This is a genomic window from Streptomyces sp. NPDC043746 (genome assembly GCF_056436485.1).
Genome location: NZ_JBWKCM010000001.1, coordinates 435,251 through 445,944 on the forward strand (window position 1 = coordinate 435,251; position 10,694 = coordinate 445,944).

At 72.4% G+C, this 10,694-nt stretch carries 8 protein-coding genes; 3 read left to right on the forward strand and 5 right to left on the reverse strand.

Annotated features, from left to right (window positions below; all coding sequences use genetic code 11):
• Positions 1-135: 135 nt before the first annotated feature.
• Together AC0682_RS02020 and AC0682_RS02025 are read right to left on the reverse strand one after the other, a co-directional pair.
• Positions 136-489, reverse strand: coding sequence for an Mpo1-like protein (locus AC0682_RS02020; RefSeq protein ID WP_478530483.1), 354 nt, complete (start codon positions 487-489; stop codon positions 136-138).
• 142 nt (positions 490-631) lie between these two features.
• A complete protein-coding gene (locus AC0682_RS02025) occupies positions 632-1,438 on the reverse strand; it encodes a M15 family metallopeptidase (protein WP_478530505.1) in 807 nt (268 codons plus the stop codon).
• Between the two features lie 69 nt (positions 1,439-1,507).
• Here AC0682_RS02025 and AC0682_RS02030 point away from each other — a divergent pair, with 69 nt between their 5' ends.
• Entirely contained in the window at positions 1,508-2,074 is a 567-nt protein-coding gene (locus AC0682_RS02030; protein ID WP_478530484.1) for an NUDIX domain-containing protein, read from the forward strand.
• Between the two features lie 161 nt (positions 2,075-2,235).
• Here AC0682_RS02030 and AC0682_RS02035 read toward each other — a convergent pair whose 3' ends face one another.
• Positions 2,236-4,602 carry a glycoside hydrolase family 31 protein gene (locus AC0682_RS02035; protein WP_478530485.1) on the reverse strand — a complete coding sequence of 789 codons (2,367 nt, stop codon included), beginning with the start codon at positions 4,600-4,602 and terminating at the stop codon, positions 2,236-2,238.
• A gap of 272 nt (positions 4,603-4,874) precedes the next feature.
• Here AC0682_RS02035 and AC0682_RS02040 point away from each other — a divergent pair, with 272 nt between their 5' ends.
• Entirely contained in the window at positions 4,875-6,854 is a 1,980-nt protein-coding gene (locus AC0682_RS02040; RefSeq protein WP_478530486.1) for an acetoacetate--CoA ligase, read from the forward strand.
• Positions 6,855-6,934: 80 nt separating this feature from the next.
• The gene (locus AC0682_RS02045) at positions 6,935-7,882 is read left to right on the forward strand and encodes a hypothetical protein (RefSeq protein WP_478530487.1); all 948 of its coding nucleotides are present in this window, start codon (positions 6,935-6,937) and stop codon (positions 7,880-7,882) included.
• 75 nt (positions 7,883-7,957) lie between these two features.
• On the opposite strand, the gene ptsP is transcribed toward AC0682_RS02045, so the two are convergent.
• Together ptsP and AC0682_RS02055 are read right to left on the reverse strand one after the other, a co-directional pair.
• Positions 7,958-9,628, reverse strand: coding sequence for a phosphoenolpyruvate--protein phosphotransferase (gene ptsP / locus AC0682_RS02050; protein WP_478530488.1), 1,671 nt, complete (start codon positions 9,626-9,628; stop codon positions 7,958-7,960).
• Between the two features lie 76 nt (positions 9,629-9,704).
• On the reverse strand, positions 9,705-10,154 hold the full coding sequence (locus AC0682_RS02055; RefSeq protein WP_478530489.1) for a PTS sugar transporter subunit IIA: 450 nt from the start codon (positions 10,152-10,154) through the stop codon (positions 9,705-9,707).
• Positions 10,155-10,694: the final 540 nt, after the last annotated feature.

Consider the following 10,694-nt stretch of genomic DNA (forward strand, 5'->3'; position numbering starts at 1 on the left):
GCGCGTGCGTGGCAAAGCCCCTCCCCGAGACCCCGTCCGGCGAGCTGTCAGGAGTGCGCACGGGCGACCGCACACGGCGAGAGCCCGGGCGGAACCCCCGGGGGCGGAGTCCTCCGCCCCCGGCGGCCCCGACGCTCAGTCGCTGCGGTGCTCGGCCAGCCACTTCGCCGCCGTCTCCGCCAGCTCCGCGTCGCGGCCCGCGAGCATCATCCGGATCATCTGCGCGTCCCCGCGCAGCGACCACGCCGGATGCCCGAAGGTCGCCGGGTTGTTCTTCTCGATCAGGAAGTGGGCCGGCCAGGCCGCGCCGTACCCGATCAGCGGCAGGGCCGCCAGATACCGCTTCCGGCCCCGCGCCAGCCCGTAGGCGGAGACCGCGAGTCCGGTCAGAGTGCCGGCCAGATGGACCCAGCGGGTGGCGGCGCGGGAGTGCATCGCGACGTAGTACGGCCAGAATTCCTCGTACGAATCGAACGTCTGCTGTGGCATACGGGCACCGTAGCCGCCCCGTCGGCAACCGAACACGCCCCTTGCGCGTCCGAAAGGAAGAACGGGCGGGCCGGAGCCCACGGGGGTGGTCCCGGTCCGCCCGTTCGCCGCCCCCACCGTCCCCTCACCGGCGCCCGCTCCCTCAGCGCCCGGCGACCGACCTGAGAGCCACCGGAAAGTCGAAGTGGGTGTCCGGGAACAGCTCGGGCCGGTGGGTGAAGTGCCACCACTCCTCCGGCAGGTTCACGAACCCCACCTCGGCCAACGTCCGTCTCAGGAAATGCCGGTTGGCGCGCTGCACCCCCTGGATCCGGGGGTCGTCCGTGTGCGAGAGGGTGTCGAAGCAGTCGTAACCGGTCCCCATGTCGACGGAGTTGTCGGGGAACCGCTCGCTCTTCGGAGCGAAGCAGGGCGTCAGCTTCTCGCCCGGACGGTACGGCCTGGTCGGCGGCGCCGGGAGCCGGACCAGCGTCAGGTCCACCGTGCTGCCCCGGCTGTGCCCGGACTTCTCCGCGATGTAACCGTCCTCGAACAGCCGGGACTTGTCGACCCGCGGATAGAACTCCCCTTTCATGGACTGGTCGTCGAGATCCTTCGCCCAGCGCACGAAGTGGTCCACCGCCCGCTGCGGCCGGTAACAGTCGTACACCTTCAGCGAATAGCCCTGCCGCAGCAGCCGCTGCTGCGCCCGGTGCAGCGCCTGGGCGGTGGGCCGGGCCAGGATGCAGACCGGCTGCCGATAGCCGTCGACACGCTCACCGAGGAAGGTGTGCGCGGTGGTGTAGCGCATCTCCTGAATGATCGTCGGATCCATCGAACGCAACGCCACGAACCCTTCCGGTGCTTTCGCAGGCCGAGTGGGGCCCTGCGCCGGAGCGGGGGAGACGGCCGAGCCCGCGAGCAGGGCGGTGGCGGCAGCGGTGGCCAGGGCGCGGAGAGCGGTACGCATTCCCGTCATGGGCACACCGTCTACCAGCTTCCCGCCCCGGGCGGAAGGACGATCGGCTACAGTCCGCCCGTGTCCGAGCCCACCCGCAGCCCCGCCCCGCAGCCCGCCCGAGGACCGTCCCCCTATGTCAGGGACTCCCACTGCTCCACCTGCGGAGCCCCGTACACCGCCCTCGCCTCTCCCGGAACCTGGCCCCGCGCCTGCGCCCGCTGCGGCACCACCGCCTACCGCAACCCCCTCCCGGTCGCCGTGGCCCTGCTCCCCGTGGCCTCCGCCGACTCGACCGGACTCGTCGTCATCACGCGCACCATCGAACCGCAGAAGGGCGGCACGGCCCTTCCCGGCGGTTTCGTCGACCACGCGGAGGACTGGCGCCACGCGGTCGTCCGCGAGCTGCGCGAGGAGACCGGGATCGAGGCCGCCACCGGGGACGTCCGCCTCGCCGACGCCCTGAGCGACACCGCCGGCCACCTCCTGCTCTTCGGGCTCCTCCCGCAACGCCCCCTGTCGAGCCTGCCGCCCTCCGTCCCCACCCATGAGACATCGGGGTACGAGATCCTCTACGCCCCGCGCCCGCTGACGTTCCCGCTGCACACAGAGGCGGCGAACGCCTGGTTCGCGGGCCGCTACGGCTGAGGGGGGCGGCCCCGAGCGACGGGGACGCCACCACGCCCCGAGTACCCGGGCCCCGCCACGCCCCGGGGCGTACGGGACTCCGCCCGCCAAGCCCTCCGCCCGCCTGCTCTCCGCCCGCCTGCTCTCCGCTCTCCGCCCGACGCCCGCCACCGCCCGGCCCTCTACCCCTCCACCGCCCCCCGCACCCGCACGGGCAGCCCGACCGGGTCCCCCTCCCCACCACCGTCCCGCTCCACCACCACGCGGTCCCCCTCCCACCGCGCCACATACCGTTCGAGCTCGGCCTCCGCCCACCCGTCACCGGGGTCCCGGACCACCAGCCCGCCCCCCGCTCGCCCCGGAGCCGGGGCCCAAACCTCCAGCTCCAGATCCCCGTCCGCGTCCCGCACGGGGATGACCGCCCCCGCCCGAGCCAGCACCGGAATCCGGGAGAGCGGGGCGTCGACCGCCACCGACCCCGGCCCCTCGTACGCCCGCCCGGTCGCCGTGTCGTACCAGCGCCCCCGTGGCAGCCGCACCACCCGCCGATCCGCACCCGCCTCCATCACCGGGGCCACCAGCAGCGCATCGCCCAGCAGGAACGCGTCCTCGCACCCCCGCAACGCCCGGTCACCCGGCGCCGTCCACCACACCGGCCGCACATAGGGCGCCCCCGACAGCCGCGCCACATGCGACAGCGTCACGAAGTACGGGCGCAGCCGCTCCCGCTCCACCAGCGCGGCCCGCGCGTGCTCCAGCACCTCCGGCCCGAACTCCCACGGCTCCCGGCGCCCCGCGTCGATCGCCGCATGGGTCCGGAACAGCGGCAGGTACGCGCCCATCTGGAACCACCGCAGATACAGTTCCGGGGACGGGGACCCGTCGAACCCGCCCACGTCCGGACCCGAGTACGGCACCCCGCACAGCCCGAGGCCCAACACCAGCGAGAGCGAGGCCCGCAGCCCCGGCCACCCGGTCGAGACATCCCCGGACCAGGTGCCCCCGTACCGCTGCATCCCCACCCACCCCGACCGGGAGAACAGGAACGGCCGCTCCTCGGGGCGCAGCCGGAGCAGCCCCTCGTAACCGGCCCGGGCCATCGCCAGCCCGTACACGTTGTGCGCCTCACGATGGTCGCCGCCCGCGCCTTCCAGGACATGCCGGGCGGAACGGGGCAGCGACGGGTCCCCGAACGCGGTGAACGACACCGGCTCGTTCATGTCGTGCCAGACCCCCGAGAAGCCCTGCGCAAGCCGCTCCCCGTACAGAGATCCCCACCATTCCCGCACAACCGGATCAGTGAAGTCCGGATAGACGCAGGCCCCCGGCCACACCTCGCCCACCACCACCCGCCCCCGCGCGTCCCGGACGTACGCCCCGCGCTCCCCGACCGCCAGCCCCGCGTCGAACACCGCGTCCCCCGGCTCGGCCTTCACCGCCGGGTCCACGATCGACACCAGCCGCACCCCCTCCGCCCGCAACTCCTTCGCCAGTCCGGGCAGATCGGGGAACCGCTCCCGGTCGACCGTGAACACCCGGTGGCCGTCGTAGTGGTCGATGTCCAGATGCAGCACGGAGAGCGGAAGCCCCCGCTCCCGGTACCCGGCCACCACCCGCCGCACCTCCCGCTCGGCGCCGAACCCCCACCGGGCGTGCTGCGGCCCCAGAGCCCACGACGGCGGCACCGCGGGCGCGCCCGTCAAGGCCGTCCACCCTCGCAGCACCCGGGTCGGCGTCCCCGTCACCACCCAGCACCGCAGCGGCCCGCCCTCCATCCGCACCTCGCACGTGCCCGGCCGGTCGTGCCCGGAGCCGGCGCCCTCCGCACCCTCACGCACCACCACCCGGCCCGCCCAGGTGTTGTCGTGGAACGCCAGATGCGTCCCGGCGTCCGAGACCACCACCTGAACCGGCATCGTCAGATACAGCGGATCGTCCCCCGGTCCGAACCGACCGCCCGGATCGGTGTTCCACAGCCCGTACGCCCCGTCCCGCAGCCGGGGCCCCGACGCCCGCCCGCCCAGCCCGAAGAACCGGGCGTCCGCCGGCACCTCCGACCGCTGCACCCACCGCACCGGGCCCCCGCCCACCGGCTCCCACCAGCGCGGCGGCAGCTCCCGCCGCAACAGCACCCCACCGGGCGTCCGCAGCTCCACCGCACCCGTCCGCGAGACCACCACCGTCAGCCGCTCGGAGACCACCTGCCACCCCCCGTCCTGGCCCGGCTCCAACACCGCCCGCGGATCGACCGCCGGCACCTCGCCCGCCAACGCGTACGACGGCAGCGGATCAGCCCCGTCCCACGCCCAGAACACCGCACCGCCCACCGCCACCCGCACCCGCAGCGACGAACGGGCGAACCGCACCACACCCCCGCCCGGCCCGGGCTCCGCCCCCACCAGAGCACCGGGCACCCGGGCCCGCTCCGCACCGCGCGCGGGCAGCGCCCTCGCATCCGCCGACCGGCGCCGCCAGGCCGCGCGCAGCGTACGCAGACCCCGTACCGAACCGACCAAACTCACCCGACGCACCAGGTCACGACCGTCCATGGCGCACACCATGCCACCCGCCCGGACCGCAGAACCTCCCGTTCAACTCCCGTTCACCCGCTCCGCCGGAAAGCCGCCCCCGAACCACCGACGGCCCGGCGCCCACCCCGACCCGCCCCCACACGGCCCTACGGACCCCCCCCGTCATGCCGACCCACCCTGGTGCCGAAGACGATCACATGGCATCGTCCGTGTCAGCCGCTCACGCGCACACCCCAGCCCGTGCGCGCCGACACGCCACCCGCGTACCCGTCCAGCCAGGGAGCCGCCCCATGACCGCAGCCACGCCCGACGCACCCCTCTGGGAGCCGAGCCCGGACCGCATCGCCGCTGCCGCCGTCACCCGCTTCCAGGGGTGGGCCGCGAGCCGCTTCGGCGCCCCGGCCGAGGGCGGTTACGCGGCCCTGCACCGCTGGTCCGTCGACGAGCCGGACACCTTCTGGCAGGCGGTGGCGGAGTGGTTCGACATCCGCTTCTCCACCCCGTACGAGAGCATCCTCGGCGACCGCGCCATGCCCGGCGCCACCTGGTTCCCCGGCGCCACCCTCAACTACGCCGAGCACGCCCTGCGTACCGCCGAGGACCCGGGCCGCGCCGACACCCCGGCCCTCCTGTACGTCGACGAGACCCACACCCAGATCCCCATCAGCTGGTCCGACCTCCGCCGCCAGGTCGGCGCGCTGGCCGCCGAGCTGCGCGCCCTCGGCGTCACCCCCGGCGACCGCGTCAGCGGCTACCTCCCCAACATCCCGCAGGCCGTCGTCGCCTTCCTCGCCACCGCGGCCGTCGGCGGCGTCTGGACCTCCTGCGCCCCCGACTTCGGCGCCCGCAGCGTCCTCGACCGCTTCCAGCAGATCGAACCCGTCGTCCTCTTCACCGTCGACGGCTACCGCTACGGCGGCAAGGAGCACGACCGTACGGAGACCGTCGCCGAACTCCGCCGCGAACTGCCCACCCTCCGCGCGGTCGTCCACATCCCGCTGCTCGGCACCGACGCCCCCGAAGGCGCCCTCGCCTGGACCGCCCTCACCTCCGCCGACACCGAGCCGACCTTCGAACAGGTCCCGTTCGACCACCCGCTCTGGGTCCTCTACTCCTCCGGCACCACCGGCCTGCCCAAGGCCATCGTCCAGTCCCAGGGCGGCATCCTCCTCGAACACTTCAAGCAGCTCGGCCTCCACTGCGACCTCGGCCCCGAGGACCGCTTCTTCTGGTACACCTCCACCGGCTGGATGATGTGGAACTTCCTCGTCTCCGGCCTCCTCACCGGCACCACCGTCGTGCTGTACGACGGCAGCCCCGGCTACCCCGACACCAGCGCCCAGTGGCGGATCGCCGAACAGACCGGTGCCACCCTCTACGGCACCTCCGCCGCCTACGTCATGGCGTGCCGCAAGGCCGGCATCCACCCCGGCCGCGACCTCGACCTCTCCCGTATCCAGTGCGTCGCCACCACGGGCTCCCCGCTCCCGCCCGACGGCTTCCGCTGGCTCCACGACGAGGTCGCCGACGACCTCTGGATCGCCTCGGTCAGCGGCGGCACCGACGTCTGCTCCTGCTTCGCCGGAGCCGTCCCCACCCTCCCCGTCCACATCGGCGAACTCCAGGCCCCCTGCCTGGGCACCGACCTCCAGTCCTGGGACCCCTCGGGCAAGCCGCTGACCGGCGAGGTGGGCGAGCTCGTCGTCACCAACCCGCTCCCGTCCATGCCGATCCGCTTCTGGAACGACCCCGACGGCAGCCGCTACCACGACAGCTACTTCGACATGTACCCCGGCATCTGGCGCCACGGCGACTGGATCACCATCACCGACCGCGGCTCGGTGATCATCCACGGCCGCTCCGACTCCACCCTCAACCGCCAGGGCGTCCGGATGGGCTCCGCCGACATCTACGAGGCCGTCGAACGGCTCCCCGAGATCCGCGAGTCCCTCGTCATCGGCCTCGAAGAGCCCGACGGCGGCTACTGGATGCCGCTCTTCGTCCACCTCGCCGAAGGCGCCACCCTCGACGACGACCTCCGCGCCGCGATCAAGGCGACCATCCGCGAGAACCTCTCCCCGCGCCACGTCCCCGACGAGGTCATCGAGGTCCCCGCCATCCCGCACACCCTCACCGGCAAGCGCATCGAGGTTCCGGTCAAGCGCCTGCTCCAGGGCACCGAGCTGGCCAAGGCGGTCAACCCGGGCTCGGTGGACAACCTCGACCTCCTCCACTTCTACGCCGAGCTGGCCGCGAGCCGCCGCCGCTAGAAGCCGTCCCAGGCCCGTTGTCAGTCCTCCTGATTACGCTGAGTGAGCAAGGATTCACCGTGCACAGGGGGACACGACACATGGCACAGACCGAGAACACCAAGCGCACCACCGAGCCGAACACCCGGCACAGCGCGAAACGCCGCACGCCGCACGGCACCACCCTGCGACGCGTCCTGCGCCGCGAAGCCCCCAGCACCGTCGGCCTCCTGGCCGACGAGCAGGACTTCGCGGCCATGCGCCGCTACCGCACCTTCCCCTTCGACGACCACACCGCCTACCTCCAGCAGGTCGAAGGCCTGCTGACGACCCTGGCGGCCCAGGGCATCCACACCACGGTCGCCCTCTTCGACCCCGAGGAGTACGCCGAGTTCTGCGAGGAGTCCGGACTCGACGCGGACACCGGAGCGTGCCGCAGCCGCTTCACCGCCGAGATCGCCGCCGCCGGAGCCACCGTCACCTACACCGGCCAGCGACTTGCCGACCTCATCCCCCTCCTGGTCTCCCGCGCGGTCCGCCAGGCCACCTGGGAGTACGCCACGCTCCTCCTCGCGGACCTCGGCGCCTGCGCCGACTGCGGCCAGGACATCGGACGCGCCGCCTTCGACCGTGCCTCCCACCTCCTCACCCGCCTGCTGGAGACGGCAGGCCCGGGCACACACCACCTGGTCTGCTCCACCCCCACGGAGCACGACCAGCTCCTGGCCGCGCTCAACACCCACCGCGACACCACGGGAGCGGCCCGCATCGACGCCTCGGAAGGAGCGGAGTTCGCCACGGTCCTCGCGGTGGCCATCGCGCTGGAGACACCCGGGGGAGTGGTCCTCCGCACCAGCGCCCCCGACACCCCGGACCGCGTCCACGGCTGGCGACTGGCGTACGGCGCCCTCGCCCCGCTCACCGCGGGCGAGGTCTTCAACGCCTACTGCACCGACGCCGACACCGGAGAGCCCGTCTCCCCGGAATCCGGCGTGGAGTACTGCGCGGGGTTCGACATCGGAGCCGACCCGGCGGAACCGCACCGCTGACGCGGGCACACAACAGGAGGGGCTGTCCGCCCCCGGGCGGAAAGCCCCTCCTGCCACACACCACCCGCGGCGTGCCTACTCGCCGGACAGCACAGCCTGAGCCGCCTTGCGGGCCTCATCGGCGGAGTCCGCCGCCCGGGCGGCGTTCGCCGCACGCTCGCACTGCGCCAGCGTGTACTTGGCCAGCGTGGCGCGCACATAGGGAATGGACGCGGCACCCATCGAGAGCGAGGTGACCCCCAGCCCCGTCAGCACACAGGCCAGCAGCGGATCCGAAGCGGCCTCACCGCACACACCACAGCTCTTGCCCTCGGCGCGAGCGGCCTCGGCGGACAGCGCCACCAGATCCAGCAGCGCGGGCTGCCACGGATCCTGGAGCCGCGACACCGCGCCCACCTGACGGTCGGCGGCGAAGGTGTACTGCGCCAGGTCGTTGGTGCCCAGCGACAGGAACTCCACCTCCTGGAGGATCGACCGCGCCCGCAGAGCGGCCGACGGAATCTCCACCATCGCACCGAACTTCGCCTGCAGCCCCGCCTCACGGCACGCCTCCGCGAACGCCTTGGCGTCGATGCGGTCGGCCACCATGGGCGCCATGACCTCCAGGTACACCGGCAGGCCCTCGGCCGCCTTGGCCAACGCGGTCAGCTGGGTCCGCAGGACCTCCGGGTGGTCCAGCAGGCTCCGCAGCCCCCGCACACCCAGCGCCGGGTTCGGCTCGTCGGCCGGCGTCAGGAAGTCCAACGGCTTGTCGGCCCCCGCATCCAGGACGCGTACGACCACACGTCCCTCAGGGAACGCCTCCAGCACCGCGCGGTAGGCCGCGACCTGCTTCTCCTCGGAAGGAGCCTGCTTGCTGTCGTCCAGGAAGAGGAACTCGGTGCGGAACAGCCCCACGCCCTCGGCCCCCGCCTCGACAGCGGCGGCCACATCGCCCGGACCGCCGACATTGGCGAGCAGCGGCACCTTGTGCCCGTCGGAGGTGGCACCCGGGCCGGTGGAGTCGGCCAGCGCGGCCTTACGAGCGGCGGCGGCGCTCCGCATCTCCTCCCGCTTCTCGGCACTCGGATCCACGAAGATCTCGCCCGTGCTGCCGTCCACGGCCACGACCGTGCCCTCGGCCAGCTCACCGGCGCCGGGCAGAGCCACCACGGCGGGCACACCGAGCGCCCGCGCCAGGATCGCGCTGTGGCTGGTCGGCCCGCCCTCCTCGGTCACGAAGCCGAGCACCAGGGCCGGGTCCAGCAGCGCCGTGTCGGCCGGCGCCAGGTCACGGGCGATCAGCACGTACGGCTCGTCACTGTCCGGAACCCCGGGCATCGGCACCCCGAGCAGCCGCGCCACGATCCGGTTCCGTACGTCGTCGAGGTCGGCGACCCGACCCGCCAGATACTCCCCGGCGTTGGCGAGCAGTGCCCGGTACGCGGCGAACGCGTCGTACACCCCGCGCTCGGCGGTGCTGCCCACGGCGATCCGCCGCTCGACATCGGACATCAGCTCGGGGTCCTGAGCCATCATGGCCTGCGCCTCGAGCACATGCTGTGCCTCGCCGCCGGCCAGGTTGCCGCGCGCGATCAGATCGGCGGCCACGGCCTCCACCGCCTGGCGGGCGCGCCCCTGCTCGCGCTCGGCCTCCTCGGCGGGAATCGATTTGGCGGGCGGCTCCAGCACCGCCGTGCCCATGTGCCGAACCTCGCCGATGGCCACACCGTGGCTCACGCCGACGCCTCGCAGCGTTGTCTCCATTTCACCCGTCTCCGGTTGTGCGGCGACCGTGTCACCGCGGTGGTTGTGCAACTGCCTTGTCACTGCGCCCGAGGAGTCACTGCCAGCCGAACAGCGCGTCGCCGACCTTCACGTCCCCGTCCGCGCGTACATCGGAGAGCGACTCGGCGGTGGCCTCCAGGGCCACGATGGGGCAGATGGGTGACTTGCCGGCGGCCTCGACGCCGGCCGGGTCCCAGCGCACGATGCTCTGGCCGCGGGAGACGGTGTCGCCCTTGTTCACGAGAAGCTCGAAGCCCTCGCCGTTGAGCTGGACGGTGTCGATACCGAGATGCGTCAGCACCCCGTGCCCGTCGGCGTCGACGACGACGAAAGCGTGGGGGTGGAGGGAGACGACGATGCCATCGACGGGGGATACGGCCTCGGAGGGCTCACGTACGGGGTCGATCGCGGTACCGGGACCGACCATCGCGCCGGAGAAGACCGGGTCGGGAACCTCGGCGAGTCCGATGGCGCGGCCGGCAAGAGGGGACGTCACGTTGGTCATGGGGAGCCTCCCAGGGGGTGGAGATTCAGGTGTCGCCGCCGCGGCTGATGTGGGGACGGCGTACTGCTCAGCAGCGTAAGTCATATGAAGTCCCGGTTCCGCCCGAGACCGGCCGGTTGACAGGCCTAGGGGTGCACCGCGAGCGATTTGCCTCGATCCCCGGCGGCCTGTACTGTCGTACTCCTGCCTGACCCCAACGCGACTTTGAGTCGGGGGTCGGCGGCGACCTTCAAGCCCAGATCCTAACCGTGAATGCTCCTTCGGTATGCCCGCAGGACGTGGTCAGGGAAACAGGAAAGGCCTGATAGAGTCGGACTCGCCGGAAAGGGAAAAGCGCGAAAGCGAAGAACTCTGGAAAGCGAACAGCAGGATCCCGCTTCGACCGGGAATCGGACACGGAAGAGTCTGATAGAGTCGGAAACGCAAGACAGCAGGATACAGAAGTAAACGAAGGGAAGCGCCCGGAGGGCCCCGGTGATACGGGACCGAAGGAAGCGTCCGTTCCTTGAGAACTCAACAGCGTGCCAAAAGTCAACGCCA

Excerpts from the sequence above, each read along its gene's own strand:
- AC0682_RS02020 (WP_478530483.1), bottom strand. The coding sequence starts at position 489 with ATGCCACAGCAGACGTTCGATTCGTACGAGGAATTCTGGCCGTACTAC.
- AC0682_RS02025 (WP_478530505.1), bottom strand. The coding sequence starts at position 1,438 with ATGCGTACCGCTCTCCGCGCCCTGGCCACCGCTGCCGCCACCGCCCTG.
- AC0682_RS02035 (WP_478530485.1), bottom strand. The coding sequence starts at position 4,602 with ATGGACGGTCGTGACCTGGTGCGTCGGGTGAGTTTGGTCGGTTCGGTA.
- AC0682_RS02040 (WP_478530486.1), top strand. The coding sequence starts at position 4,875 with ATGACCGCAGCCACGCCCGACGCACCCCTCTGGGAGCCGAGCCCGGAC.
- AC0682_RS02045 (WP_478530487.1), top strand. The coding sequence starts at position 6,935 with ATGGCACAGACCGAGAACACCAAGCGCACCACCGAGCCGAACACCCGG.
- ptsP (WP_478530488.1), bottom strand. The coding sequence starts at position 9,628 with ATGGAGACAACGCTGCGAGGCGTCGGCGTGAGCCACGGTGTGGCCATC.
- AC0682_RS02055 (WP_478530489.1), bottom strand. The coding sequence starts at position 10,154 with ATGACCAACGTGACGTCCCCTCTTGCCGGCCGCGCCATCGGACTCGCC.